Below are 26,030 nucleotides of genomic sequence, written 5' to 3'. Positions count from 1 at the left end.
TTATTCCTGCTGCCGATCACCAAAGCGCGAGAGGAGTCTTCGATGGCTTTCACACTTCCCGATCTTCCCTATGCCCATGATGCGCTCGCATCCCTCGGCATGTCCAAGGAGACGCTCGAGTTCCACCACGACATCCACCACAAGGCCTATGTCGATAACGGCAACAAGCTGATCGCGGGGACCGAGTGGGAATCCAAACCGCTCGAAGACATCGTGAAGGGCACCTACCAGGCCGGTGCCGTCGCGCAGTCCGGGATCTTCAACAACGCCTCGCAGCACTGGAACCACATCCTGTTCTGGGAAGTCATGGGTCCGGGCGAGGACAAGAAGATTCCGGGCGAGCTTGAAAAGGCGCTGACGGAAGCCTTCGGCTCCGTCGCCAAGTTCAAGGAAGAATTCGCCGCCGCGGGGGCTGGACAGTTCGGTTCCGGCTGGTCCTGGCTGGTCAAGGATGCCGATGGCGGCCTGAAGATCACCAAGACGGAGAACGGGGTGAACCCGCTCTGCTTCGGCCAGACGGCTCTGCTGGGCTGCGACGTGTGGGAACATTCCTACTACATCGACTTCCGCAACAAGCGGCCTGCCTACCTCACCAACTTCCTCGACAAGCTGGTGAACTGGGAAAACGTGGCCTCCCGCCTCTGAGGTCAGCATCGACCCCGACTTCCAGCCGGTAGCGTTGGAACGTATCGGGACGTCGGACAAGTAACCCGGCCCCCGCGCTCCAAGGCGCGGGGGCTTTCCACTATAGGGAACCGGAGCCATGCCGGACAGTCAGCGCGGCCTCATCGCCGTCATTTGCAGCAGCGTGATCTGGGGAGTGCTCGGACTTTATTACAAGCTGCTGTCCCATGTTCCCGCGCTCGAAATCCTCTCTTACCGGACTCTCTGGTCGGTCGTGTTCTTCGGCGCCGTCCTTGCTGTGCAGGGCCGACTCCCGGCCCTTCGGCGCGCGATGACGTCGCGTGAAGGTGGGCTCATTCTCTTCGGCGCGCTGATGATGGGCGTGAACTGGTTCGTCTATATCCTGTCGATCCAGATGGGCCACGCGCTCGAATCGAGCCTTGGCTACTACATCTTTCCGATGGTCGCGGTCCTGATCGGGCTGCTGGTGTTCCATGAACGCCTGTCATGGCTCCAATGGATCGCCGTCGCACTGGCCGCGACGGGGGTTCTGACGCTGACCATCGGCCTTGGGGTAGCGCCATGGTTCTCGCTCGCCATCGCGGTGAGCTTCGGGCTTTACGGGCTCGCCAAGAAGAAGATCACCGCCGATGCCACGGTCTCCGTGACGGCGGAGGTGATGTTTCTGGCCCCGCTGGCGCTGGTCTGGCTGATCCTGCCGCATACGGAGGTTCCGGGCGCGGAGCATTTCGGCTCGGATTGGCGCACGACACTTCTGCTTATCGGAACAGGGCCGCTCACCGCGATTCCGCTGATGCTGTTCACCTACGCCTCCCGGCGTATCCCGATGTCAACGCTGGGTGTCGTGCAATACATCAACCCGACCATCCAGTTCCTCATCGCCACACTGGCGTTCGGGGAGCCGTTTACCCACGCGCACGCATTGGCCTTCCCGATGATCTGGCTGGCCGTGCTGATCTATATCGTCGCTCTGCGCCGTCAGGCGAGCGCGGCGCGCAAGCTGGCGGCGAGCCTCGGCACATCCGGCACTACCGTGTAGAAGTCGCGAATTTCAGCGCCCGCGAAACCTTCGTCTATCAACTGGTCGATGAGCCGAGCCAGCGGATCCCAGAATCCCTCGACGTTGAGGATGAAGATCGGCTTGTCATGGAGCTTTAGGTAGCGCCACGTCAGCACCTCGAAGAATTCGTCAAGCGTGCCGATACCGCCCGGCAGCACGACGACGGCATCCGAGTTCTGATACATGACCGTTTTGCGCTCGTGCATGTTTGACGTGACGATATAGGTGGAAAGATCGCGCTTGCCGACCTCCCACTTCACCAGATGCTCCGGGATCACGCCGAAGGTTTCAGCCCCCGCCATCTGAGCCGCGCGTGCCACTTCCCCCATCAGGCCGACATCCCCCGCCCCATAGACGAGCCGCCAGTTCTGCTCGGCCAGCATACGGCCCATCTCGGCCGCCGTCGCCGCATAAGGCGCGCGCGTTCCGGGACGGGCGCCACAGAAGACGCAGACGGATTTTTCGGGCCGAGTCATGACATCGCTCCGTGAAGGTGGCTTTTCGGCGCTGTTCCTAGGGCGTCCCCTCGCTGCTCGCAAGGCCGTGGGGCTTTGGCAGGTTTTGCGCGCGCACCGGATCCACGCGGAACCGGTTGAGGCTGCCCAGGGACGGGCCGCGGCCTCCGCTCCGGTAGAGTGAGCCCGGTGAGGGTGAACCCGCCGACCAGCATAGAGGTAATCCCATATGTGAAAGGCCCGACGCCTCTGGCCTTCCGGCCCCCGGTCCGCTAGTGTCGCCACCCTTCCAGACGGAACCCCCCATGTCCCATACGCCAGAAACGATGAGCGAAAGCCGCAGCGCGTGGCGCACGATCCGGCGTGTGGCGCCCTATCTGTGGCCGCAGAATACGCCATGGGTCCGGCGGCGCGTCGTCATCGCGATGGCGATCCTCGTGCTGGCCAAGCTCATCTCGGTGGTGGTGCCGTTCTTCTACAAAGCTGCGGTGGACAGCCTGTCTCACGAGGTGACAGGGCCGCTCGGCATGCTCGGGCTGGGCGCAGTGGGGCTGACGGTCGCGTATGGTGTCGCGCGGCTCATGTCGGACGGCTTTGAGGAGTTGCGCGACGCAATCTTCGCCAAGGTCGGGATGCGCGCGCTGCATGGTCTCGCCATGGAGACGTTCGAGCATATCCACCGGCTGTCCATGCGCTACCACATCACCCGGCGCACCGGCGCGCTGTCTCGCGTGATGGAGCGGGGGGTGAAGAGCATCGACTTCCTGCTGCGCTTCATGCTGTTCTCCATCGGACCGCTGATCCTTGAGTTGGTGCTGGTGGGCATCATCCTCGCCCTTGTGTTCGACCCCACCTATACGCTGGTCGTGGGGGTGGTCATTGCCCTCTACATCCTGTTCACCACGATCGTCACCGAATGGCGCGTTCGTATGCGCAAGGAGATGAACGACCGGGATCAGGAAGCCAATCAGAAGGCGCTGGACAGTCTTCTGAACTACGAAACTGTCAAATATTTCAATGCCGAAGGGCGTGAAGCCGCGCGCTATGACGTCGCCATGACGGGCTATCAGCGCGCCGCGCTCAAGACGTCCTATTCGCTGGCCTTCCTCAATGCCGGACAGACGCTCATCATCACTTCCGGCCTTGTGATCGTCATGGTCATGGCCGCGCGTGGCGTGCAGGCGGGGACGCTGACCGTGGGCGATTTCGTGATGGTCAACTCCTACATGCTCCAGATCACCCTGCCGCTGGGCTTTCTCGGGACAGTCTATCGGGAGATACGTCAGGCGCTGGTGGACATGGCGGCGATGTTCGACCTGCTGGAGCAACCGACCGAAGTCGTGGATGCGCCCGATGCCCACCCACTTCGCATCAGCGGCGGCGAGGTGGTTTTCGACGATGTGCACTTCGGCTACGATCCCGCCCGCCCGATCCTGAAAGGGCTGACCTTCCGCGCCGCTCCGGGAGAGACGGTGGCCATTGTCGGCCCGTCCGGGGCGGGGAAGTCAACCGTCGGTCGTCTGCTCTTCCGCTTCTACGATGTGCAGAGCGGTGCAATCCACATCGACGGACAGGATATCCGCGATGTCACGCAATCGAGTCTGCATGCCTCCATCGGGGTAGTGCCGCAGGACACGGTCCTGTTCAACGACTCGATCTTCTACAACATCGCCTATGGTCGCGAGGGCGCAACGCGGGAGGATGTGATCGGCGCGGCGCGGGCTGCCCGCATCCACGATTTCATCGAGAGCCTGCCCGAAGGGTATGACACGCAGGTGGGCGAACGCGGGCTGAAGCTCTCCGGCGGGGAGAAGCAGCGCGTCGGCATCGCGCGGACGTTGCTGAAGAACCCCCCGATCCTGCTGCTGGACGAAGCCACTTCCGCACTCGACACGCAGACGGAGGCGGGGATTCGCGATTCGCTGGCAGAACTCGGCCGGGGGCGGACGGTGATTACCGTGGCGCACCGCCTTTCCACCATCGTGGATGCGAACCTAATACTCGTGCTGGATAACGGCACCGTGCAGGAAGCGGGCACGCATGCAGAGCTGCTGTCGCAGAAGGGCCGCTATGCCGCGCTTTGGATCCGGCAGGCGCTGGAAGAGGACGCGGCCTGAGGCGCCAGCACCGTCAGAACGACAACCGCATCGCGTGACTGCCCCGCTCCCGGTAGGGGGTGGTCGCGTAATGGGCCCGGTAGCATTTGGAGAAATGCGACGGGCTGGCGAAGCCGCAGGCCAAGGCCACGTTGATGACGCTCATGTCGGTCTGCATCAGCAGGTTCCGCGCCTTCTGTAGCCGTAGCTCCATGTAGTATCGCTTGGGACTGCGGTTGAGATAGCGCCGGAACAGCCGTTCGAGCTGACGGGTGGACATCGCGACATCTTCAGCAAGCCGGGTCGGGCTGATCGGCTCCTCGATGTTGCGCTCCATCATCTGGATGACCTGGCTGAGCTTCGGGTGGCGGACCCCGATACGAGTGGGGATGGAAAGGCGCTGCGTGTCCTGCCCCGTGCGGATGGAGGAATAGACCATCTGGTCCGCGACCGCGTTGGCCAGATCCTCTCCATGATCGTCGGCGATGATCTTCAGCATCATGTCGATGGCGGAGGTGCCGCCCGCGCTCGTCAGCCGGTTTCCGTCGGTGACGAACACCGCCTTCGACAGCCGGACGTTCTCGAACTCCTCAATGAAACTGTCCTGATTTTCCCAATGGATCGTCGCGCGCCGCCCATCCAGCAGGCCCGCCCGCGCCAATGTCCAGGCGCCGGTGCAGATCCCGGCCATCCGCCCGCCGCGCCGCGCTTCCCGCCGGAGCCAGGCGAGCACCCGCTTGGAGGAGGCCGCCTCTATCTCCAAGCCGCCACAGATCACCAGCGTCTCCTCCCGGTCGAGCACGTCGAGCCCCATGTCCACCCGGAAGGCGCAACCGTTGGAGCAGACAGCCTGCACGCCGTTCTCCCCAGCAAGCTGCCACGAATAGAGCGTCTGCCCCGACATCATGTTGGCGATACGCAATGGTTCCACGGCGCTCGCGAACGCGATGAGCGTGAAGCGGTCCAGCAGAAGGAAGACGAACCGGCGCGGCTGGACCTCTCCCGCACGGCCATTCATGACACTTCTGCCAACCTCACGGGGTGGGCGGTCTTCATGGGGGCGGCCTTCGGGGGAGCGGCCAGAGACGATGGGCCCGTCGGGTCTCACGTCGCGCATGGATTGCGACCCTTCATGGCGTTTTCGCGACAAGAAAAGCAGGTCTCTCCTGCCCACGCAAGAGGTCACTTCTTAAGAGCGATCGGATGGGATTGGGGTTTGCATGATGGGGCCAACGCCCATATAACGGCAAGCCACTTTGTGCGGAGGCCATCATGAGCAAAGGCTGGAGCAAGTCGGACTGGCGTACGCGCCCCCGGGTGCAGATGCCCGACTATCCCGAACCTGCGATTCTCGCGGAGGTGGAGTCGCAGCTCGGGAACTATCCGCCGCTCGTGTTTGCGGGGGAGGCCCGCAAGCTCAAACGCGCGCTGGGAGAAGTGGCGCAGGGCAAGGCGTTTCTGCTTCAAGGCGGCGACTGCGCGGAGAGCTTCTCCGCCTTCTCCGCCGATGCGATTCGCGACACGTTCAAGGTGCTGCTCCAGATGGCCGTCGTGTTGACCTGGGGGGCCAAGGTGCCTGTCATCAAGGTCGGGCGCATGGCCGGACAGTTCGCGAAGCCCCGCTCCGCCCCGAACGAGATCGTGAACGGCGTCGAACTGCCGTCCTACAAGGGCGACATCATCAACGGTTTCGACTTCACCCCTGAGGCACGGACGCCCGATCCCCGGCGGATGCTGCAAGCCTATACCCAGGCTGCTGCGTCGCTGAACCTGCTGCGTGCCTTCTCCACCGGCGGTTACGCGGATATCCACCGCGTTCATGCCTTCACCTCCCGCTTCACCGATCATGACGCGGCGGAGCGGTACCGGGAGATCTCCAACCGCATCTCCGATGCGCTCGACTTCATGAATGCGGCGGGCGTGAACGCCGACACAGCGCATGAGCTGGCAAAAGTGGATTTCTACACCAGCCATGAGGCGCTCCTGCTGGAATATGAGGAGGCGCTCTGCCGGATCGACTCCACCACCGGCCTTCCGGTCGCGGGGTCGGGTCACATGATCTGGATCGGGGACCGTACCCGGCAGGTCGATGGCGCGCATGTCGAATTCTGTCGCGGCGTGCAGAACCCCATCGGGCTGAAATGCGGGCCATCGCTTTCCAGCGATGACCTAAAACGCCTGCTTGCGAAGCTGAACCCGACGAACGAGGCCGGGCGGCTGACGCTGATTGCCCGGTTCGGCGCAGGCACCGTGGGCGACAATCTGCCCCGTCTCATCCGCGCGGTGCAGGAAGAGGGCGCGCAGGTGGTCTGGACCTGCGATCCCATGCACGGCAATACGATCAAATCGGCCTCTGGCTACAAGACTCGTCCCTTCGAATCGGTGCTTCGCGAGGTGCGGGAATTCTTCGACGTTCATAACGCAGAAGGCACGATCCCGGGCGGCGTCCATTTCGAGATGACCGGCGCGGATGTCACCGAATGCACTGGTGGAGTTCGGGCCGTAACGGATGAGGATCTGTCCTCCCGCTACCACACGGCCTGCGATCCGCGCCTGAACGCCAATCAGGCATTGGAGCTCGCCTTCCTGGTATCAGCGGAGCTTTCCACCCGCCGCGAGTCACAGAGGATCGTTGCGGGCGCGTGATTCCGCCCTACTTCGCCGCCCGGCAGGTTTACTGCGGGCGGCGGAAATCAATTCGCCTGTCGTAAACAGGGACAAAAGCCAAGTCCAGCACGGCTCGATCGTCGGACTGGCACCGTGCACGAAGAGGATCAGCTTTCCGCTTTCTTCTCCCAGCGGCCGCTTTCCTCGCTCCAATATTGCGCGCTGACGCCTGCGCCGGTCAGACGTCGCCATTGACCGCGCGCCCCTTCCACTGCTCCGGGATCAGTTCCGTCGAAAAGAATGCACACCCGGTCGAGGGTCGCTGCCTCCTCGGGTTCCGCCTCTGCGCCGTCGATGCACATCAGGCAGCGCGCACCGTTCGTCACTGGCCCGGGTGTGAGCAGAACCGGTTGCGCCGCGTCCCATTCCCCCCCGAGAAGACCATGCGGCAGGAAGCCGTCCTCCGGCTCCAACCATAGCCGCTCATCAAGCCAGGCGAGCCTGTCCGGCCGCGTTCCCCGCACAGCCACGCGCCAGCCTGCCTTCAACGACCGGTCGATGAGAACCGGCAGAAGCGATTCTGCCGGGGATCGCGTCAGGTGATAGAAAAGCGCAGCCACTCGTCCTACGACTCGTAACGATCGCGGATCAGCCGGTCGAGGCTCATCACCCCCCAGCCGGTCGCGCCCTTCGGTCCGACGGTGGTGTCGCGCTTCACATGCGCCGTGCCCGCGATGTCCAGATGGATCCACGGTGTGCCGTCGGCGATGAACCGCTGGAGGAACTGTGCCGCGGTGACCGATCCGGCCTCCCGTCCGGCAGAGTTCTTGATGTCGGCGATGTTCGACCGGATGAGCCGGTCATAGCCATCGCCCAGAGGCAGCCGCCACGCACCCTCGCCTTCCGCCTTCGCCGCCGCGAGGAAGGCATCGCAGAAGGCATCATCGTTGGAAAAGACGCCGGTCATCTCATGCCCCAGGGCCACGATCACCGCGCCTGTCAGCGTGGCGAGATCGACGATGCCGGAGGGCTGGAACCGCTCCTGCGCATACCAGAGCACGTCGGCCAGAACGAGCCGCCCCTCGGCATCAGTGTTGTTCACCTCGATCGTCACGCCGCGCTTCGATTTCACCACATCACCGGGGCGCTGTGCCTTGCCGTCGGGCATGTTCTCCACGAGCCCCACGAGCCCAACGACATTCGCCCGCGCCTTCCTTAGCGCGAGTGTCCGCATGACGCCCGCCACGACGCCCGCGCCCCCCATGTCCATGGTCATCTCCTCCATGCCGGCGCTTGGCTTCAGGGAAATGCCGCCCGTATCGAAGACCACCCCCTTGCCGACGAGCGCGAGCGGCGGCGTGCCCGCCTCTCCGCCCCGCCAGTGCATGACGACGACCTTCGAGGGGCTTTCCGACCCCTGCCCCACGCCCAGCAGCGCGCGCATGCCCAGATCGGCAAGATCGGCTTCCTCCAGTATCTCCACATCCAGCCCGAGTTCCTGCATCGCGGCCAGACGCGCGGCGAAATCGGTGGTTGTCAGGACGTTGGCGGGTTCATTGACCAGATCACGGGTGAAGAACACCCCTTCCGCCAGCGCGGCCATAGGCTGCGCAGCGGCGGCGACCTTCTCCGGATCCGCAACCATCAGCGTGACGGTGCCCCGCTCCGCGGGGGGCTCGGACTTGTAGAGGCCGAAATCATAGGCGCGGAGCGCGAGCCCGAAGGAAAGCTCCGCCGCGCCGCCATTGCCGCCGACAAGCACGATCGCCCCTTTCGGCCCGACAGCCCGCCCGATGGCCGCGCCGGCCTTTCGGGCGATGGCGGCTTCCGGCTTCCGCGGCAGCTTCACCACCTGAACCGCCTCTGCCCCGATGCCTGCGGGCCAGGTCAGATCAACGGCATCGCCCGGTTTCATCTTCTCGAACGCTTCAGAGGAAGCGAAACGCTCGATCGCTCCCTTCACAAGCCGGTTCAGCGGCCTGACCGTGGCATCCGGCTTGCCCGAGGGATCGATCAGAACGACGATGCGTCCCTCAAAATCGGCGAGCCCCTCGGAGGACATTTCGCGAAAATGGATGGCGACGGGTGAGGTCATGGCGGTCTCCGGTCTGAAACTGGCCGATCCGGCGCACAAAAAGCGACGCAGGACGGCAACGGTCCGCGCGAGGCTAGTGCCCGCGCCCCGGAATGGCCAGATAGCAGTTTTCCGTCCCTCTGTTTTCAGCTAGCGTCGCCCCACACCCGCCGAGCAGAGCGGCGAGCAGAGAAGGATCCTCCCCGCGTGCCCAGATTCGACAGATACATGCTGTCGCAGCTTCTGGCGGTGTTCGGCTTCTTCTCTCTCATTCTGGTCGCCGTCTATTGGGTGAACCGGGCGGTTTCGCTGTTCGATCAGATCATAGGATCGGGTCAGACAGCGCTGGTGTTCTTTGAACTCTCGGCGCTGAGCCTTCCGAACGTCATCCGAATCGTCCTGCCGCTCTCCGCCTTTGCGGCCACGGTTTTCGTGACCAACCGGCTTGCCTCCGAGAGTGAACTGGTCGTCATGCAGGCTACAGGTTTTTCTCCCTTCCGCCTTGCGCGGCCGGTGCTGATCTTCGGACTGATCGTTGCGGCCATCCTGTCCGTCCTCGCGCATTACCTCGTGCCTGCGAGCCGGGAACGCTTCTCCGAGCGCAGCACCGAGATCTCGGAGAGCGTCTCGGCCCGGTTCCTGACGGAGGGGCAGTTCCTGCATCCTTCCGACGGGATCACCTTCTATATCCGCGATATCTCCTCCACCGGAGAGCTGCGCGACGTGTTCCTGTCTGACAACCGGCAACCTGACGAACTGACATTCTACACGGCCAAGCGTGCGCTGTTCGCCCGCGGCCCACAAGGGCCGCTGCTCATCATGCTCGACGGCATGGCCCAGGCGCGCGAGGGTCGTACCCAGCGGCTGTCCGTCATGCGATTCGACGACTTCACTTATGACATCGGCGCGCTGATGCAGGAAGACAGGCGCATTTATACCGATGTCCGCAGCCTGCCGACGTCGATGCTCATCAATCCCACGGCAGGGGTGATCGCCAATCTGCGCAATCCCGATCCCGCGGCACCGTTCCGCGAACTCCAGAGCCGGCTCTCCGCGCCGTTCCTCGCACCCGTGGCAGCGATGATCGGTTTCGCCACTCTGCTGCTCGGCGCCTTCAGCAGGTTCGGCCTGTGGAGACAGGTGCTCGGTGCGATTCTCATGCTGGTGCTCGTGCAGTTTCTGGATAACGCCTTCACCAATCTCGCGCTCAGGAAGGCGTCCTACTGGCCCGCCTATTATGCCGCCCCTGTCATCGGCGCGCTGATTTCGGTTGCGATGCTGGCGTGGGCGGGGCGGTCCCGCCGTGTCAAACCACATCCCAAACGCAGCGAGGCAGCAGCATGACGCTCTGGCTCTATCTTGGGCGGAAATTCCTGCTGACCGTTGCGGGGACTTTTCTGGTGTTCTTCGGCGTCATGTTCCTCATCGATCTGGTGGAGCAGGTCCGGCGCGGGGCCAATGACGGGCTGTCGGATGCTGCCTGGATCGCATTCCTGCACAGCCCGCAGGGGGTTTATGAAATTCTCCCGCTGGTGGTGCTGCTGGGCGCGATCGCGCTGTTCCTTGCGCTTGCCAGAACGAGCGAACTCGTGGTGATCCGGGCCGTGGGAGTCTGGGTTTTCGAGGCTCTGTCACCGGCGCTGATCGGGGGTCTTATCGTCGGGATGCTGGCAGTGACGGTGCTCAACCCCATTGCTTCGGCCACCAGCCGCAAGGCCGATGCCTCCGCTGAGGGTGGGGGGGATAACATCGTCTCCGTCAGTGGAGAGGCGATCTGGCTTCGTCAGGGGGATCGGGCGGGGCAATGGGTGATCCGCGCCGAACGCGCCACTCCGGAAGGGACGGAGCTGTTCAACGCCATCTTCATCGGACTGGATACCGAAGGAACGCCTGTTCGGCGCGTGGAGGCCACGCACGCGGTGCTGGGCCGCGGGGCCTGGGAGCTTACCGGCGTGAAGGATTGGCCGATGGACGCCCCGAATCCCGAAAAGGATGCGGAGCGGCATGAGACGCTGACCCTCAACACCAACCTGACTCAGCAGGAGATCCGCAACAGTTTCGAGGCGCCCGGCATGATCTCCTTCTGGCAACTCCCGGAGCAGATCCGAAGGCTGGAGCGGGCTGGCTTTTCGTCGCGCAGTCATAAGGTGCTATTCCATATGGAGCTGGCGACACCGTTCCTGATCGTCGCGATGATCCAGATCGCGGCGGGTTTCACAATGCAGCCCGCGCGCGCCGGTAGAACGGGGGTAAAGGTGCTTATCGCCGTCCTGTTAGGTTTCGCCCTGTTCTTCCTGCGGAATTTCGCGCAGATACTCGGCAACAACGGCCAGATTCCCGTCCTGCTCGCGGCCTGGGGCCCGCCCATCGCGGGGCTGCTCTTTTCGGCAGGGCTTCTGCTTCACATGGAGGACGGATGAAGTCGCGTCCCGCCCTCACCCGCCTTCTGGCGCTTGCTCTCACCACGGCGCTCGCTTCTCCGGCCAGCGCAGAGGACGGACTTGCGACGCTCGTTGCCGACGATGTGCGCATCCTGTCCGATAACAGGCTTCTGGCTGAGGGCAATGTGGAGGTGCTCTGGCAAGGGGTCACCTTGAAAGCCCGGCGTATCCTGTACGATCGCAACCAGGACGAAGTGACGATCGAAGGGCCGATGACGCTGGTTGAGGGGCCCGATCAGATAGCCCTCGCCTCCAGTGCGGAGCTGTCCTCCGACCTCACACGCGGCGTGCTGAAGAGCGCGCGGATCGTGCTCGATCAGCAGATGCAGATCGCCGCGAACGAAATCGCGCGAACCGGCGGGCGTTATACCAAGATGACCCGCGTCGTGGCCTCCTCCTGCCAGGTCTGTCCGGGCGGGCGGCAGGTGCCGTTGTGGGAAATCCGGTCGGCGGAGGTGCTGCACGATCAGGAAACCCGGCTGATGTATTTCAAGGACGCCACCTTCCGCATCATGGGCGTTCCAGTGATGTATCTGCCAAGCCTGCGGATGCCGGATCCGAGCGTTGACCGCGCTCCCGGCCTGCTACCGTTGAAATTCTTTCATCAAAGCGATCTTGGCTATGGCATGCAGGTGCCATACTTCCTGCCGCTCGGCGACCATGCCGACATCAAAATCGCTCCGCTCGTGACCACGGACGGGGCTGTCATGGTCGAAAACACCTATCGTCAGGCATTGAATGGCGGCTGGATGGAATGGACGGGTGCGGTAGCTACCGACGATCTCGATCACGGCCCCTCGCTCCGCCACTTTCTGCGGGGAGAGGGTCAGGTTGCATTCCCCGCGCAGTTCACGATGAAGTTCGACGTCTATTCGATCAGTGACCCCAATTTCCTCAACGATTACGAAGTGGACGACAAGGACCGGCTCGAATCCACCGTTCAGGTCTATCGGGCGCGCCGGGATGAACTCATCAGCCTTGAGGCACTGCATTACCGGTCTCTCAACGAGGCGGAGGATAACTCCGATCTGCCCAATCTCATGCTGGACGGAACTTGGGAGCGGCGGATGCCCATGCCCGAGGCCGGCGGCATCGCGACCTTCGGTGCACAGGTGATGACCTATCACAACCGATCGGATTCGCTTTATGACCTGAACGGCGATGGGGTGGCAGACGGTCGCGACATGCGGCGCTTCAGCCTTTACGGCAACTGGCAGCGCGACTGGGTCACGACTCCCGGTCTCATTGTCACTGCAACGGGCAATTTGCGGGCCGATGCTTTCTGGTTCAGCAACACACCCGAAACCGACCCCGAGTTCACCCGCGTCGTCCCCACCTTCGGCACCAAGCTGAGTTGGCCCTTCGTTCGCAGCACCGCGGGCGGCGGCAGTGAGGTGCTGACACCCGTGGCTCAGGTCGTCTGGAGCCCGGACGGCCGTCGCAGCCCGCTGAACGAGGACAGCCTGCTCGTCGAGTTCGACGAAGCCAACCTGTTCTCCCTCGACCGATTCCCGGGAGAGGACGCCTATGAGGAAGGTTGGCGGGCAAATCTGGGCGCCACATGGACCCGTATCGACCCGGCGGGCTGGACGCTCGGCATCACCGCCGGACGTGTGTTCCGCTGGAGCGGCGATGAGGAGCAGTTCAGCCCGGCGAGCGGCCTCGATGGTAAAGGATCGGACTGGCTGACCTCCGTCCGCCTCGACTGGGGCAACGGGATCAGCTTCGTCAACCGCTCTCTGTTCGAAGGATTGCTGGACTTTTCCAAGAATGAGTTCCGTCTGGGCTATGACCGGGGACCGATGAATCTGGCGACAAGTTTTGTCTGGCTGGATGCGGATCAGCGGGAAATGCGCGAAACTTCTCGCTCCGTTTGGGCATGGGATGCCCAGTATGATTTCAACGACCGCTGGACCGGGACCTCGGAATGGCGTTATGACTTCTCGGAGCACAGGGCGGCACGCGCAGCGCTCGGAGTGGTTTATCGCAATGAATGCGTTCAGGTGGATCTGGAAGTCTCCCACCGTCTGACAAGTTCGCTCAGCGATGAGACCAGCACCCGGGTGGATCTGTCGGTGGAGCTTCTGGGCTTCGGCAATGGCGGACGACGGCCGCCCGTGACAAGAACCTGCGCCGGCTGAACGGCGCGAGAACCGGCCGCGCCCGCGCGGCGAGGAAGAGCAGAACGGACGACCGATGCGCCTCATCCCGCTTGCTACCGCTTTGGCCCTGACCTTCGGCGCCATGTCCCCCGCTCCCGCCGTGGCGCAGGGGCTGTTTACCGCGCGCGCCTATGTGAACGGCGCCGCGATCACTGAATTCGAACTCCGGCAACGGATGCTGTTCATGCAGCAGCTCGGCGCGGGCGGTCTGACAGAGAAGCAGGCGATGGAGGCGCTGATCGATGATCGGCTCTACCTCATCGCGGGCAAGATCCAGAAAGTCAGCGTCACCGACGACCAGCTTCGCACGGGCATGCGGGAATTTGCCGAGCGCGGGCAGTTGACCGTTGAGCAACTCACCCAGCGGCTCGCGGGCGTGGGGGTATCGGAGGAGACCTTCCGGGAATTCGTGCGCGCCGGACTGATCTGGCGTGAAGTGGTGCGGGTGCGGTTCGCGGGGCGCGTCACCGTCAGCGAGGCCGATATAGATCGCGCCATGCAGGTGGAATCCATCCGGCCGGAGCGGGAAATCCTTCTGTCGGAGATCATCCTTCCCACCGTCGCGCCCTATACGGAACAAAGCCGCCAGATTGCGGACCTGATCCGAGAGAACGTGCATAACAGCAATGATTTCGCTGAAGCGGCGAGCCGTTTCTCCGCCTCCCAATCGCGCGAGCAGGGCGGAAGACTCGAGTGGATCAGGGAGGCGAACATGCCCCCACAGATCCGTGAAGTTCTGGACGGCATGCGGCCCGGGCAGATGTCGCGCGAGGTGCAGGTGCCGAATGCCATCGCCATCTTCTTCCTTCGTGAACGCCGGGACACGCCTCGTCCTGCGCCCGCAGCCACCACGCTCGACTATGCCGAAGTGCTTCTGGCGAATGGGCGTGCACCGGAAACAGTGGAGGAAGCCGCGAAGCTTCGCGGCCGTGTCGATAGCTGCGACGATCTTTATGCGGCACTCCGGGGCGCTCCGGCCGCCGTGCAGCGTCACAGCGCAAGTTCTGGCCAGCTCCCCGCCGATGTCGCGATGGAGCTTGCGCGCCTCGATCAGAACGAGATGTCAACGAGCCTCGTTCAAGGCGATTCGCTGCGGGTGCTGATGCTGTGCAGCCGTACGCTGACACAGGCCGAGCCGCCCAATCGCGATCAGATCCGCACGCAATTGCTGAACCAGCGGGCCGGCAAGCTCGCGGACAACTACCTTGCGGAACTTCGCGCCAACGCGATCATCCGTGGCCAATGAGCAGCTTTGACATACCCCCCATCGCTCTGACCTGTGGCGAGCCTGCGGGCATCGGCCCGGAAATCGCCGCCCGCGCCTGGGAGGAGATCGGCAGCCGCCTGCCCTTCTTTCTGATCGGCGACCCCTCGCATCTGCCGAAGGGGACGCCCGTGCGAGAGATCGGCCATCCGCGGGAGGCCGAGCGCGCGGCGATGCATGGGCTGCCCGTCCTGCCGCATCCGTTCGACGGTCCGGCCATTCCCGGCAACCCCGACCCGCGCAATGCGCGCAGTGTGATCGATGTCATTTCCCGCGCCGTGCAACTCGTTCAGGCGGGAGAGGCTGGGGCGGTCTGCACCGCGCCTATCAGCAAGAAGGCATTACAGGACGGGGCGGGTTTCGCCTTTCCGGGACACACTGAATATCTTGCGCATCTTGCGGGTGTAAGCCGAGTGGTGATGATGCTCGCCTGCCCCGATCTGCGCGTGGTGCCCGCGACGATCCACATTCCGCTGGCCGAGGTTCCGCAGCAACTCACGCGGCGCCTGCTGACGGAGACGATCCAGATCACCCACAACGCACTCCGCCAGGACTTCGGCATCGGCGCCCCCCGCATCGCCATCGCCGGGTTGAACCCCCATGCCGGCGAGGGGGGTGCCATGGGGCGGGAGGAGATCGAAACAATCCTTCCGGTGATCGAGAGTTTCCGCAGCGAGGGCTACTCGCTCGCCGGGCCACTTGCGGGGGATACGATGTTCCACCCCGCGGCGCGGGCGAAATATGACGCCGCGATCTGCATGTATCACGATCAGGCGCTGATCCCGATCAAGACGATCGACTTCGCCCATGGTGTGAATGTGACGCTTGGCCTGCCCTTCATCCGCACCTCGCCAGACCACGGCACCGCCTTCGACATCGCGGGCAAGGGCGTAGCGGACCCCGCCAGCCTCATAGCGGCACTGGAAATGGCTGCGGAACTTTCCCGGACCCGCCGGACGTGAGCGCGATCGACGGCCTGCCGCCGCTCCGCGAGGTGATCGCGGAATACGGCCTGTCGGCGCGCAAGCAGCTCGGCCAGAACTTCCTGCTCGACCTCAATCTGACGGCGAAAATCGCGCGCTCTGCTGGCGATCTGACCGGAGCGGATGTGCTGGAAGTCGGCCCCGGCCCCGGCGGGCTGACGCGTGGTTTGCTGGCGGAAGGGGCGCGGCACGTGCTCTCCATCGAAAAGGATCCCCGCTGTATTCCTGCGCTGGAGGAAATCGCGGCGCACTACCCCGGCCGGCTGGACATCGTGGAGGGGGATGCGCTCACGGTGGACCTGACGGGACGCCTGACCCCGCCCATCCGCATCGTCGCCAACCTGCCCTATAACGTGGGCACGGAACTGCTGGTCCGCTGGCTCACGCCGCCGCAATGGCCGCCGTTCTGGCAAAGCCTGACGCTGATGTTCCAGAAGGAGGTGGCCGAGCGGATCGTGGCCAAGCCCGGCAGCTCTGCCTATGGGCGCCTGGCCCTGCTTGCCCAATGGCGAACGGAGGCACGGATCGTCATGACCCTGCCGCCCGACGCCTTCACCCCGCCGCCCAAAGTCCATTCCTCCGTCGTGCATCTCGTCGCGCGGGCCGAGCCCGCCTACCCGGCCGATCCCGTCATTTTGTCGCGAGTTGTTGCTGCGGCCTTCAACCAGCGGCGGAAGATGCTGCGCTCCAGCCTCAAGGGGCTCGCGCCGGATATCGAGGATCGTCTGCTCTCCGTCGGCATCAAACCCACCGAACGGGCGGAGCAGCTCTCTCTGGAACAGTTCTGCGCCCTTTCCCGGACTTTCGGCTGAGAGGCTTCAAGCAAAAAGCCGGGCGTCATTGCCCGGCTTTCTGCTTGATTCACAAAGAACCTGCGCTGTCATTCGGCGGCAGGCGCCTCACTGTTTTCTGACTTCTTCCGAGCGGGAGAACGGCGGCGCGGGCGCGGCTTGACCTCTCCCCCTTCTTCCGGCGGCGGCATGGCCTTAGGCGTGCGCGTGCGGCGCGGACGGGCTTCCACAGCCTCCGCCGCAGGCTCCGCTTCGGAAGCCGCCTGTACAGCCTCCACCGGATTGACATCGGGACGCGGTGCCGCTGCGGGAGCCACCTCTTGTTCGGCGGTCGGCTCCGGCCGCGGGGCAACAGGTGCCTGCATCTCCGGTGTCACAACGAGACCGCTGTCCCCATCGCCATCCAGTTCGATCACATCGGCGGAGGATTCCGTCGCAGGCCGCTGCGAGGGGGTATAAAAAGCGGGCTGTTCCTGTGAGCGACCGTCATCCTCGCGGTGGCGGCGGGGCTGCTGCCCCTGATCGCGATAGTCACGCTGACCGTCGCGGTTCCCGCCATTGCCCTGCTGGTTGTTGCCTTGCTGGTTATGGTGGCCGTTGCTTTCCTGATATTCCCGGCGGGCATCGGCTTCCCGCTGAAGCTCGCGCTGCGCTTCTCCCAGCATGCGGGTATAGTGCTCGGCATGCTGCAGAAAAGCTTCCGCTGCAACCCTGTCGTTCGACAGTTGGGCATCGCGCGCAAGGATAAGGTATTTTTCAATAATCTGCTGGGGCGTGCCCCGAACCTTTCCCTCAGGCCCGGAGCTGTCGAAGACCCGGTTCACGATATTTCCCATCGTGCGCGGGCGGTTCGACTTCGAACGCGAACGTGACTTGGATGATCTCATGTGTACTGTTTTTCCAGCTTTGATCTGGGGTCCGTCAGAACCGCGGCAGCGCCGCGCCGCAAGATCCCGGTCCGTGCTCTTGGCTAATCCGCGCCGGTCAACCTCGAAACGGGTTTCCTCTGCGCAGGGCCGAATAAGCACGGTGACTTCGACAAAACAAGTGAATTCTAGGCTTCAGTGCAACTTTCTGCTGCCTGCTACCCAAGAATGGCGCATTTTCACCTTATTGGGTCACCGAGCCCTCACGACCCGGTCCCTTCCATCCATATCTGGGGCGATATCTACCGATTGAAACCCCTCATCACGAAAAAGCTGGGTGACATCCCTGCCCTGTGTCGGGCCGATTTCCACCATGACACGCCCGCCCAACTTCAGATGCGCGGAGGCCCCCCGGGCGATCCGGCGATAGGCGTCTAGTCCATCTCCACCGGGCGTAAGCGCCAGATGCGGCTCCCAGTCACGCACCTCCGGGTCAAGTGCCGGCATTTCAGCTGCCGTGATATAGGGCGGGTTGGAGACGATAAGATCAAACTGAGCGCCGACGTCGGAAAACCAGTCCGACAGTATGAATTCTGCAAGGAGACCCAGCCGCGAGGCGTTGTTGCGTGCCACTGCAAGCGCCGCGGGACTGACATCTACGCCCATCCCCATCGCCTCTGGCCGCTCCGCGAGCAGGGTCAGCAAGATCGCACCAGATCCTGTTCCAAGATCCAGCACCGTATCGAACGGCTCCGCGAGAGCACACTCCACCAACGTTTCCGTTTCGGGCCGTGGATCCAGCACGTCACGAGTTACTTGAAAACTCCTTCCCCAAAACAGCCGCTCTCCAATGATCTGCGATAGAGGGCGGCGCCTGGCGCGCTCATCTATTGCCGCGTTGAACTTCGTAATACCAGTATCTTCTACGGGATCGTGAAGGTGAAGTATGAGCCTTTCCTGCGACACACCCAAAGCAAAGGCCAGCAGCCGCCGGGCATCCCGAGTCGGGTCGGCCACGCCAGCGGCCGCAAGACGACGCACCGCATCCGGTAACAGCTCCGCCGCTCTCACCCTTCCATCTCGGCGAGTTTGGCCGCCTGATCTGCAGCGACCAGCGCGTCGATGACCTCTGTCAGATCGCCATCCATGATCTGATCCAAACGATAGAGCGTCAGATTGATGCGGTGATCCGTCATACGCCCCTGAGGGAAATTGTACGTGCGGATCCGCTCACTCCGGTCGCCGGAGCCGACCTGAGCCTTTCGGTCGGCAGCTCGGGCTTCCTCCGCGCGGTGCCGTTCAAGGTCGTAGAGCCGTGCACGGAGCACCTGCATTGCAATCGCCCGGTTCTGATGCTGCGACTTCTCGGAGGAGGTTACCACTATTCCTGTCGGAAGATGGGTGATCCGCACAGCGGAATCGGTTGTGTTCACATGCTGCCCACCGGCACCGGAAGCTCTCATCGTATCTATGCGGATGTCCCCGGCGGGAATATCGATATCCACTTCCTCCGCTTCCGGCAGCACCGCGACCGTGGCGGCGGAGGTGTGGATACGGCCACCGGACTCGGTCTCCGGCACCCGTTGCACCCGATGGACCCCGCTTTCATATTTCAGCCGGGCGAATACGCCCTCGCCCTGCACGGAGGCCACGACCTCCTTTACCCCGCCAAGCTCGGTTTCCTGTAGATCGAGCACCTCAAACCGCCAGCCCTGCCGATCAGCATAGCGTTGATACATACGCAGGAGATCGCCCGCGAACAACGCCGCCTCTTCCCCGCCAGTGCCGGGGCGTATCTCCAGCATCGCGGGCCGCGCATCTGCAGCGTCCTTCGGCAGCAGCGCGATGCGCAACGCCTCCTCCAGCGCGGGCCGTGCGGCCCGGAGAGCGGGAATCTCATCCTCTGCAAGCGCCCGCATTTCCGGGTCAGCCAGCAGCGTCTCCGCCTCCTCCAGATCGCGCAAAAGCTGGCGATAATCTGCGATCCGGGCGACGACGGGCTTCAGCTCCGCATATTCTCGAGCGATGGAGGCAATCTCCGCCGGGCTAGCACCGCCGTTCAGCTTCGCCTCCAGAAACTGGAAGCGGTGGTCGATCCGGTCGAGTTTATCCAAGGGCACCATGCCAGCGGGTTTAGTCGAACAGCGGACCGGGTCAAGCGCAAGCCGCAAGGCGGGTCGGTGGAAATTGGATGGAGAATAGTTGCGCGGTAAATCATGATGATCGAATATTGTTCGATGATATCACATATTCCCCGTGTTTAATTCGCAGAATTCCACTATCAGCGGGGATCTTTGCCCGGAAATTTCATCGCTGATGCCCCATATTGTCTTTCAAGCACAACAGGGGTTCGCAACCATGAAAGTCATCGTTCTCGGATCAGGCGTGATTGGCGTGACATCGGCGTGGGAACTCGCCCGCGCCGGGCATGAGGTGACGGTGATTGACAGGTCCGCCGGACCCGCGCTGGAGACGAGCTTTGCGAATGCCGGTGAGGTTTCTCCGGGCTACTCGACCCCTTGGGCTGCGCCGGGAATTCCGCTCAAGGCACTGAAATGGGCCTTCCAGCGGCATGCGCCGCTTGTGTTGAACCCGCTTGCCTCACTCAAGGCGGCGGGTTGGCTTGGGCAGATGCTCTCCAACTGCACCTCCGAAGCCTATGCGATCAACAAGGGCCGCATGGTTCGCGTTGCCGAATACAGCCGTGACAGGCTTGCGGCACTGCGGCAGGAAACCGGCATCTCCTATGACGAGCGGACGCAAGGCACCTTGCAGCTCCTGCGGAGCCAGAAGCAACTCGACGGACTTGAGAAGGATATCGAGGTGCTGCGGGAGGACGGGGTTCCGTTCGAACTGCTGAGCGCCGAGGAGTGCCTGTCGCATGAACCGGGACTCGCCGGCTCCAAGCACCTGATCGCGGGTGGTCTGCGCCTGCCGGGGGATGAGACAGGCGACTGTTTCAAGTTCACCAATCGGCTGGCAGAGATGGCCAAGGCGCTTGGCGTGACTTTCAGACAGGGCGTTACCATCAAGCAGCTGGATAAGGAGGGCGATCGGATCGTGGCGATCCAGACCTCCGAAGGGCCCATGGTGGCGGACGCCTATGTGGTGGCGATGGGCAGTTTCTCACCGGCGCTGGTGAAATCGCTGGGGATGAAGCTGCCGGTCTATCCGCTGAAGGGATACTCGCTCACCATCCCGATCACGGATGCGGCCAAAGCGCCGGAATCGACCGTGATGGATGAGACATACAAGGTCGCGATCACCCGGCTTGGAGATCGCATCCGTGTGGGCGGGCTGGCAGAGATTGCAGGTTTTGACACTTCGCTGAACGACCGCCGCCGCGCCACGCTCGAGAAATCGGTGGGAGAGCTGTTCGGAGGGGCGGGCGACATGGCCGCCGCAACCTTCTGGGCGGGCCTGCGGCCGATGACGCCCGACGGGACGCCCGTGATAGGCCGGACGCCGGTGCAGAACCTGTTTCTGAACACGGGGCACGGCACGCTCGGATGGACCATGTCCATGGGCTCGGCCAAAGTGCTGTCCGATATCGTCTCCCGCCGCCCCACGGAAATCGATGCCTCCGACCTTGGCATCTCCCGGTACGGGCATGGGTTAAAGGCCGCACATGGCGGGCTGAAACCCGCCCCGGCCTGAGCGTTCAGTAGCGGGCAAGCCGCTCTGTCAGCAATCCAAAGAACCCCTCGGCGTCCACATCGCCGAGGAACAGGGCGTTGGGCTCCCGCCCGCTGACCCCCCACCAATCGGCGACGGTCATGCCGGTGGTGAACTCGCCCCTCGTCTCGATCATCACATTGATGAAACGGCCCGAGAACAGTTCCGGTCGGATCAGCCAAGCGATGACACAAGGGTCGTGCAAGGGGGCACCCTCTCCGCCGTATTTCTCCTTGTCGAACCGCTCGAAGAAATCAGTCCATGCCGCGACCATGCGGCCAACTTCCGTTCCCAGTGCCCGGAATGCATCGACGCGACGCTTGTTCGTCATGGCTTTATGAGTGACATCAAGAGGAAGCACGACGATCTTCGCACCGGACCTGAAGACTTCGTCCGCTGCCTCCGGATCAACGTAGATGTTGAATTCAGCCGCCGGAGTTATGTTTCCGACCTCGAAATACGCTCCTCCCATCAGAACGATTTCCTGCACCCGCCCCACGATATCCGGCGCACGGCGAAAAGCGGTGGCGATATTGGTAAGCGGGCCAAGCGGGCACAGCGTCACTGTCCCTGCAGGTTCGGAGCGGAGCGTGTCGATGATGAAACCCACCGCATCCTCCCCCGCCAGCGGCATAGTGGGCTCGGGCAGTTGCGGGCCATCCAGCCCGGTCTTGCCATGAACGTGCTCGGCGGTGACAAGGGGCCGGGACAGCGGCGCCGCTTCACCCGCAAACACCTTCATCTCGCGCCGTCCGGCAAGTTCGCAGATGATGCGGGCATTCCGCTGGGTCAGCGGCAAAGGCACGTTCCCCGCCACGGCGGTAATCCCAAGAACCTGCATATCTTCAGGGCTGGCAAGGGCGAGCAGGATGGCGACGGCATCGTCCTGCCCGGGGTCGGTATCGATGATGATCTTGCGGGGGGGCATGGTCTTTCCCTTCGGGCGATGGGCTGGCGGCAACCGGGGGCGGAGTTGCCCGCCGGACATGGGCTACGAGGGAGGTGCTCCCCCGATCTGTGTCAGACAGGGTCGATCTGGCTTCCCCGACGTGCGGCGTAGGAGAGCAGGTCGCGCGCATAGCCGGCGACGGAGCGGAAACAGATCACCGTCATCTCCGCGTCGCCGGAGTGCCAGAAGGCCGCGGCGATCTGTCCGATACGGCTGCGCCTCACCTCTCCCCGCGCCGGCAGGAGGGCGGGGCTGATCTTTGACAGGACCTCTTCGGCCCCCGTACCGGTCAGCCGGAACATGACGCGAGCGTCCGAGACATCCACGATGAGAGCTGGCACCTTGTCGAGCGCCTCCCGCAGATTGGCCATCATGCCCGCGACGTCTTCCGGCGACAGCAGCAATAAAAGCTCGTCGGGTGACATCCAGAGAACTTCGCCCCGCTCCGTCACGCTTCGTCCGCGGTGATCGGGGAACGTCAGGCCCACCCCCGTCAGCGCCGCCGTCAGTGCGGCACCGTCCCGACAACGGAGCGTCACCATGCCGGGTGGCGGGGCCTCCACGACGCTCACATAGCCTTCGGAGGCCAGGCTCCCCAGATCAGACATTCTGCCGCGCTCCTTCGACATCAAGAAATACCGGGTTCACGATGCGTGTGCGCACAAGTGGCGAGTCCTCAGTCGGTCCCTGAAACGCGATGAATTCACCCATCCTGTCCACGCCGCGATGAACCAGCCCGAGCGCGATCCCGCGGTCCAGCGTCGGCGAGAAGTAAGTGGAAGTCACCCTGCCCTGCACCCGTCGCTGCCGGTTCGCATTTTCCGCCCCGAGCGGCGCCAACGCGCCATCCGGAAGCACCGAACCATCTACCGTTTCGAGGCCGACAAGTTGCCACCGGTCCGGGTTGTCCATGAAGCTTCGCTGCTGCGCCCGCTTGCCGATGTAATCGGCTTTCTTGCGCGAGATTGCCCAGCCCAGCCCCAGGTCCTGCGGGATGACCGTGCCGTCCGTCTCATCGCCGATCATGATGAAGCCCTTTTCCGCCCGCATCACATGCAGCGCTTCGGTGCCATAGGGTGTGATGCCGTACGCTTCGCCAGCCGCCAGAACCGCATCCCAGAGCGCCCGCGCCCGGCTTGCAGGGACAGCGATTTCAAAGGAGAGCTCACCCGAGAAGGAAATACGGTAGATCCGCACCGGATGACCCGCCAGCTCCCCCTCCACCCAACCCATGAAGGGCAGCGCCTCTCGCGAGACGTCCATACCACCGAGGGCTTCCAGCACAGCGCGCGCCTTCGGTCCAACCACGGCGATCTGGCCGTATTGCTCGGTCACGTTGGCAGTGAACACCTGCCAGTCCCACCATTCGGTCTGGAGCCATTCCTCCATATGCGCGTGGATTCGATCGGCCCCGCCTGTCGTAGTGTGGACGAGGAAGCTGTCCTCCGACAGCCGCGCCACCACACCATCGTCGATCAGAAAGCCGTTTTCGTTGCAGATCAGCCCGTAACGACATTTGCCGACTGCGAGGGACGACATCAATCCTGTATAGATCATGTCGAGGAACCGCCCGGCGTCAGGCCCGCTCACCACGATCTTGCCGAGGGTGGAGGCATCGAGCACCCCGACCCGCTCCCGCGTGGCACGGATCTCCCGCGCGACGGAGGCGGCGTGATCCTCCCCCTTGCGCGGATAGGTATAGGGCCGCCGCCATTGGCCGACCGGCTCCCAATGTGCGCCATGCTCCGCATGCCAGTCATCCATCGGGGTCCGCCGCAACGGTTGAAACAGCTCACCCCGTGCCTCTCCCGCGATGGCCCCGAAGGAGATCGGCGTGTAGGGGGGGCGGAAGGTCGTCGTTCCGACGGCAGGGATGGGCGCGGCCAGCGCCTCGGCCAGAATGGCAAGGCCGTTGATGTTCGACAGCTTGCCCTGATCCGTCGCCATGCCGAGCGTCGTATAACGCTTGGTATGCTCAACGCTTTCATAACCTTCGCGCGCGGCAAGCTCCACGTCGGAGACCTTCACGTCATGCTGGAAGTCGAGGAACATCTTCTCCCGCAAGGCCGGCCCTGCCGCCTCCGGCATATGCCAAAGCGGGCGGAGCGGCTTCTCTTCCGGCGATGTGGCGACCGGCAGATCGGGCTCCCCCACCTCGCGACCCATGGCGATGGCAGCACGCCGCCCGGCCGCCGTTGCGTCTGCCAGCGTCGTCTGAGCCGAGAGCGCGCCGTTCGCGGCACCCGCGGCAATGGCGACGATCTGCCCCCGGTCACCCGTGGGCGCACGCAGGGCATCGGGACGGAACATGGCAAGCTGGCCATCCCAGAAGAGCTTGCCGCCCGCCTGGCTCCACAGATGCACGACCGGCGACCAACCGCCAGACATCAGCACGGCATCGCAGGGAATGCGCTCCCCCTCCACGCCGGTGCCGTCAATCACACCCAGCGTCACAGCGTTCACCCGCTTGCCGCCGAGGGCGCGCACGATGCCACGACCGGTCTCCACCGGGATTCCAAGCGCCCGCGCCCGATCTGGCAACGGGCCGATGGCGGCGGGGCGGGCATCAACCACCGCCACCACTGTCACACCCGCCTCGGCAAGCGCGATGGCACTCCGATAGGCATCGTCATTCGCCGTCGCGAGGATCACCCGCTGGCCCACTGCCACGCCCCAGTTCACTAGGAAATCCCGCCCCGCAGAGGCGAGCATGACCCCCGGCAGGTCGTTCCCGGCAAAGGCAACGGGCCGTTCGATCGCACCGGTCGCCATGACGACCTGACCTGCCCTGATACGCCAGAGCCGCTGACGCGACCGACCGTCACCCGGTGTATGGTCCGCCAGCCGCTCCATCGCGACCAGATAGCCGTGATCGTAAAGCCCTGCCGCCATCGTGCGGAGGCGCAGGCTCACATTCGGCAGGGCAGAGAGCCGGGCCAGCGTCGCAGCGATCCACTCGGCTGCGGGGCGGCCCTCGATCTCCTCTCCGTCCACCGGGGCACGACCACCCCAAGTGGAGCTCTGCTCCAGCAGAAGCACGCCAGCGCCAGCCTCACCGGCGACCAACGCGGCCTGAAGCCCGGCGATACCGCCACCCGCGATCACCACATCCACGTGGCGATGAACGTGTTCATAGCGATCCGCGTCCGGCTCAGCAGGCGGTTTGCCAAGGCCCGCGCTATGGCGGATCACCGGCTCGAACAGCTTCTCCCAAGCGCGGCGGGGATGCATGAACGTCTTGTAGTAGAAGCCTGCCGGAAAGAACTTCGACAGCCGCCCGTTGATCGCTCCGATGTCGAAGGCGAGGCTCGGCCAATGGTTCTGGCTGACGGCGGTCATTCCGTCGAAAAGCTCCGCCGTGGTGCCTCGCTGGTTCGGCTCGAAACGCCCGCCACGCCCGATGCCGAACAGCCCGTTCGGCTCCTCCGCGCCCGAGGCGACAAAGCCGCGCGGCCGATGGTACTTGAAGCTCCGCGCCACCAGAACCTGCCCGTTCGCGAGCAAGGCAGAAGCCAGCGTATCGCCCGCATACCCCGTGAGCGCGCGTCCGTTGAAGGTGAAGGTCATGGGCCGAGTGCGGTCGATCAACCGGCCGCCGGCAGCAAGACGCGCGCTCATGCCTCCACCTCCGCGAAGGGGGAGTTCCAGTCGGGGCGGCGCTCCCTGATATGCGCGATGAGATCGGCAGGAGGGGTCTGCACCTGGGCGGGATAGGTGCCGAACACTTCCATCGTCACGGTGTCCCGTGCGGCGTTGAACCACTTGCCGCAGCCATAGGCGTGACGCCAGCGCTCGAAATGCACGCCCTTCGGATTCTGCCTGTTGAACAGGTAGTCCTCAAAGGCAGAATCGTCGGACCCGGGGCCTTGGCGCATCAGATGCGCCTCTCCGCCGGGGTGAAGCTCGGTCTCCTCCGCGCGGAGACCGCAGTAGGGGCAGGTCAGGATCAGCATTGCCGGTCT

22 protein-coding genes are annotated in these 26,030 nt (G+C 63.8%); 11 read left to right on the top strand and 11 right to left on the bottom strand.

Features of this window, described 5'->3' with window-relative positions; genetic code table 11:
- The first annotated feature begins 42 nt into the window (after positions 1-42).
- Positions 43-645 (top strand): superoxide dismutase, encoded by a 603-nt coding sequence (locus tag CG51_RS01165; protein ID WP_035740913.1) that lies wholly within the window; start codon positions 43-45, stop codon positions 643-645.
- Positions 646-763: 118 nt separating this feature from the next.
- Positions 764-1,684, top strand: a complete 921-nt coding sequence (gene rarD / locus CG51_RS01160) for an EamA family transporter RarD (protein ID WP_035740912.1) — start codon at positions 764-766, stop codon at positions 1,682-1,684.
- Here rarD and CG51_RS01155 read toward each other — a convergent pair.
- Positions 1,624-2,181: an LOG family protein gene (locus CG51_RS01155; RefSeq protein WP_035740911.1), complete on the bottom strand. Its 558-nt coding sequence runs from the start codon at positions 2,179-2,181 to the stop codon at positions 1,624-1,626. The two genes, rarD and CG51_RS01155, sit on opposite strands and share 61 nt — an antisense overlap.
- 284 nt (positions 2,182-2,465) lie before the next feature.
- Here CG51_RS01155 and CG51_RS01150 point away from each other — a divergent pair, with 284 nt between their 5' ends.
- On the top strand, positions 2,466-4,277 hold the full coding sequence (locus CG51_RS01150; protein ID WP_035740910.1) for an ABCB family ABC transporter ATP-binding protein/permease: 1,812 nt from the start codon (positions 2,466-2,468) through the stop codon (positions 4,275-4,277).
- Positions 4,278-4,290: 13 nt separating this feature from the next.
- Here CG51_RS01150 and CG51_RS01145 read toward each other — a convergent pair whose 3' ends face one another.
- Positions 4,291-5,274, bottom strand: a complete 984-nt coding sequence (locus CG51_RS01145) for a GlxA family transcriptional regulator (protein WP_035740909.1) — start codon at positions 5,272-5,274, stop codon at positions 4,291-4,293.
- Positions 5,275-5,528: 254 nt separating this feature from the next.
- Here CG51_RS01145 and CG51_RS01140 point away from each other — a divergent pair, with 254 nt between their 5' ends.
- Positions 5,529-6,902: a class II 3-deoxy-7-phosphoheptulonate synthase gene (locus tag CG51_RS01140; RefSeq protein WP_035740908.1), complete on the top strand. Its 1,374-nt coding sequence runs from the start codon at positions 5,529-5,531 to the stop codon at positions 6,900-6,902.
- Between the two features lie 128 nt (positions 6,903-7,030).
- Here CG51_RS01140 and CG51_RS01135 read toward each other — a convergent pair whose 3' ends face one another.
- Complete coding sequence (locus CG51_RS01135) at positions 7,031-7,483, bottom strand: DNA polymerase III subunit chi (protein WP_035740907.1); 453 nt, start codon at positions 7,481-7,483, stop codon at positions 7,031-7,033.
- 5 nt (positions 7,484-7,488) lie between these two features.
- On the bottom strand, positions 7,489-8,958 hold the full coding sequence (locus CG51_RS01130) for a leucyl aminopeptidase (RefSeq protein WP_035740906.1): 1,470 nt from the start codon (positions 8,956-8,958) through the stop codon (positions 7,489-7,491).
- A gap of 186 nt (positions 8,959-9,144) precedes the next feature.
- On the opposite strand from CG51_RS01130, the gene lptF reads away from it, so the two are divergent.
- The 6 genes from lptF to rsmA are packed head-to-tail and all read left to right on the top strand — an operon-like array spanning position 9,145 to position 16,599.
- The gene (gene lptF / locus CG51_RS01125; RefSeq protein WP_035740904.1) at positions 9,145-10,281 is read left to right on the top strand and encodes an LPS export ABC transporter permease LptF; all 1,137 of its coding nucleotides are present in this window, start codon (positions 9,145-9,147) and stop codon (positions 10,279-10,281) included.
- Positions 10,278-11,357 carry an LPS export ABC transporter permease LptG gene (lptG, locus tag CG51_RS01120; protein WP_035740902.1) on the top strand — a complete coding sequence of 360 codons (1,080 nt, stop codon included), beginning with the start codon at positions 10,278-10,280 and terminating at the stop codon, positions 11,355-11,357. Before lptF ends, lptG begins: the two co-directional genes overlap by 4 nt.
- A complete protein-coding gene (locus CG51_RS01115; protein WP_051929961.1) occupies positions 11,354-13,519 on the top strand; it encodes an LPS-assembly protein LptD in 2,166 nt (721 codons plus the stop codon). Before lptG ends, CG51_RS01115 begins: the two co-directional genes overlap by 4 nt.
- A gap of 55 nt (positions 13,520-13,574) precedes the next feature.
- Positions 13,575-14,786: a peptidylprolyl isomerase gene (locus CG51_RS01110; RefSeq protein ID WP_035740900.1), complete on the top strand. Its 1,212-nt coding sequence runs from the start codon at positions 13,575-13,577 to the stop codon at positions 14,784-14,786.
- Complete coding sequence (pdxA, locus tag CG51_RS01105) at positions 14,783-15,766, top strand: 4-hydroxythreonine-4-phosphate dehydrogenase PdxA (RefSeq protein ID WP_035740898.1); 984 nt, start codon at positions 14,783-14,785, stop codon at positions 15,764-15,766. Before CG51_RS01110 ends, pdxA begins: the two co-directional genes overlap by 4 nt.
- Complete coding sequence (rsmA, locus tag CG51_RS01100; protein WP_035740896.1) at positions 15,763-16,599, top strand: 16S rRNA (adenine(1518)-N(6)/adenine(1519)-N(6))-dimethyltransferase RsmA; 837 nt, start codon at positions 15,763-15,765, stop codon at positions 16,597-16,599. Before pdxA ends, rsmA begins: the two co-directional genes overlap by 4 nt.
- 68 nt (positions 16,600-16,667) lie before the next feature.
- On the opposite strand, the gene CG51_RS01095 is transcribed toward rsmA, so the two are convergent.
- The 3 genes from CG51_RS01095 to prfA form a co-directional block, all read right to left on the bottom strand.
- Positions 16,668-17,465: a DUF4167 domain-containing protein gene (locus CG51_RS01095; RefSeq protein ID WP_084694970.1), complete on the bottom strand. Its 798-nt coding sequence runs from the start codon at positions 17,463-17,465 to the stop codon at positions 16,668-16,670.
- Between the two features lie 231 nt (positions 17,466-17,696).
- Positions 17,697-18,515, bottom strand: a complete 819-nt coding sequence (gene prmC / locus CG51_RS01090) for a peptide chain release factor N(5)-glutamine methyltransferase (protein WP_035740894.1) — start codon at positions 18,513-18,515, stop codon at positions 17,697-17,699.
- Positions 18,512-19,567, bottom strand: a complete 1,056-nt coding sequence (prfA, locus tag CG51_RS01085) for a peptide chain release factor 1 (RefSeq protein ID WP_035740892.1) — start codon at positions 19,565-19,567, stop codon at positions 18,512-18,514. The genes prmC and prfA overlap by 4 nt, the downstream gene beginning before the upstream one ends.
- 235 nt (positions 19,568-19,802) lie before the next feature.
- Here prfA and CG51_RS01080 point away from each other — a divergent pair, with 235 nt between their 5' ends.
- Positions 19,803-21,101, top strand: a complete 1,299-nt coding sequence (locus CG51_RS01080) for a D-amino acid dehydrogenase (protein WP_035741280.1) — start codon at positions 19,803-19,805, stop codon at positions 21,099-21,101.
- A gap of 4 nt (positions 21,102-21,105) precedes the next feature.
- Here the strand turns inward: CG51_RS01080 and CG51_RS01075 are convergent, their stop codons facing one another.
- The 4 genes from CG51_RS01075 to CG51_RS01060 all read right to left on the bottom strand — a co-directional run bounded on the left by CG51_RS01075 (position 21,106) and on the right by CG51_RS01060 (position 26,021).
- Positions 21,106-22,047 (bottom strand): nucleoside hydrolase, encoded by a 942-nt coding sequence (locus CG51_RS01075; protein WP_035740890.1) that lies wholly within the window; start codon positions 22,045-22,047, stop codon positions 21,106-21,108.
- Between the two features lie 92 nt (positions 22,048-22,139).
- Positions 22,140-22,676 carry a sarcosine oxidase subunit gamma gene (locus CG51_RS01070; protein ID WP_051929960.1) on the bottom strand — a complete coding sequence of 179 codons (537 nt, stop codon included), beginning with the start codon at positions 22,674-22,676 and terminating at the stop codon, positions 22,140-22,142.
- Positions 22,669-25,686: a sarcosine oxidase subunit alpha family protein gene (locus CG51_RS01065; RefSeq protein WP_035740886.1), complete on the bottom strand. Its 3,018-nt coding sequence runs from the start codon at positions 25,684-25,686 to the stop codon at positions 22,669-22,671. Before CG51_RS01065 ends, CG51_RS01070 begins: the two co-directional genes overlap by 8 nt.
- Positions 25,683-26,021 (bottom strand): sarcosine oxidase subunit delta, encoded by a 339-nt coding sequence (locus tag CG51_RS01060; protein WP_035740884.1) that lies wholly within the window; start codon positions 26,019-26,021, stop codon positions 25,683-25,685. Before CG51_RS01060 ends, CG51_RS01065 begins: the two co-directional genes overlap by 4 nt.
- Between the last annotated feature and the right edge of the window lie 9 nt (positions 26,022-26,030).

It is taken from the genome of Haematobacter missouriensis (assembly GCF_000740775.1).
Taxonomy (GTDB): Bacteria; Pseudomonadota; Alphaproteobacteria; order Rhodobacterales; family Rhodobacteraceae; genus Haematobacter; species Haematobacter missouriensis.
Note: the sequence above shows the minus strand (reverse complement) of the source record. Positions and strands in the feature narration are given on the sequence as shown.

What these genes read in the sequence shown, in the direction of transcription:
- CG51_RS01165 (WP_035740913.1), top strand. Translation starts at nt 43, where the DNA reads ATGGCTTTCACACTTCCCGATCTTCCCTATGCCCATGATGCGCTCGCA.
- rarD (WP_035740912.1), top strand. Translation starts at nt 764, where the DNA reads ATGCCGGACAGTCAGCGCGGCCTCATCGCCGTCATTTGCAGCAGCGTG.
- CG51_RS01155 (WP_035740911.1), bottom strand. Translation starts at nt 2,181, where the DNA reads ATGACTCGGCCCGAAAAATCCGTCTGCGTCTTCTGTGGCGCCCGTCCC.
- CG51_RS01150 (WP_035740910.1), top strand. Translation starts at nt 2,466, where the DNA reads ATGTCCCATACGCCAGAAACGATGAGCGAAAGCCGCAGCGCGTGGCGC.
- CG51_RS01145 (WP_035740909.1), bottom strand. Translation starts at nt 5,274, where the DNA reads ATGAATGGCCGTGCGGGAGAGGTCCAGCCGCGCCGGTTCGTCTTCCTT.
- CG51_RS01140 (WP_035740908.1), top strand. Translation starts at nt 5,529, where the DNA reads ATGAGCAAAGGCTGGAGCAAGTCGGACTGGCGTACGCGCCCCCGGGTG.
- CG51_RS01130 (WP_035740906.1), bottom strand. Translation starts at nt 8,958, where the DNA reads ATGACCTCACCCGTCGCCATCCATTTTCGCGAAATGTCCTCCGAGGGG.
- lptG (WP_035740902.1), top strand. Translation starts at nt 10,278, where the DNA reads ATGACGCTCTGGCTCTATCTTGGGCGGAAATTCCTGCTGACCGTTGCG.
- CG51_RS01115 (WP_051929961.1), top strand. Translation starts at nt 11,354, where the DNA reads ATGAAGTCGCGTCCCGCCCTCACCCGCCTTCTGGCGCTTGCTCTCACC.
- CG51_RS01110 (WP_035740900.1), top strand. Translation starts at nt 13,575, where the DNA reads ATGCGCCTCATCCCGCTTGCTACCGCTTTGGCCCTGACCTTCGGCGCC.
- pdxA (WP_035740898.1), top strand. Translation starts at nt 14,783, where the DNA reads ATGAGCAGCTTTGACATACCCCCCATCGCTCTGACCTGTGGCGAGCCT.
- CG51_RS01095 (WP_084694970.1), bottom strand. Translation starts at nt 17,465, where the DNA reads ATGAGATCATCCAAGTCACGTTCGCGTTCGAAGTCGAACCGCCCGCGC.
- prfA (WP_035740892.1), bottom strand. Translation starts at nt 19,567, where the DNA reads ATGGTGCCCTTGGATAAACTCGACCGGATCGACCACCGCTTCCAGTTT.
- CG51_RS01080 (WP_035741280.1), top strand. Translation starts at nt 19,803, where the DNA reads ATGAAAGTCATCGTTCTCGGATCAGGCGTGATTGGCGTGACATCGGCG.
- CG51_RS01075 (WP_035740890.1), bottom strand. Translation starts at nt 22,047, where the DNA reads ATGCCCCCCCGCAAGATCATCATCGATACCGACCCCGGGCAGGACGAT.
- CG51_RS01070 (WP_051929960.1), bottom strand. Translation starts at nt 22,676, where the DNA reads ATGTCTGATCTGGGGAGCCTGGCCTCCGAAGGCTATGTGAGCGTCGTG.
- CG51_RS01065 (WP_035740886.1), bottom strand. Translation starts at nt 25,686, where the DNA reads ATGAGCGCGCGTCTTGCTGCCGGCGGCCGGTTGATCGACCGCACTCGG.
- CG51_RS01060 (WP_035740884.1), bottom strand. Translation starts at nt 26,021, where the DNA reads ATGCTGATCCTGACCTGCCCCTACTGCGGTCTCCGCGCGGAGGAGACC.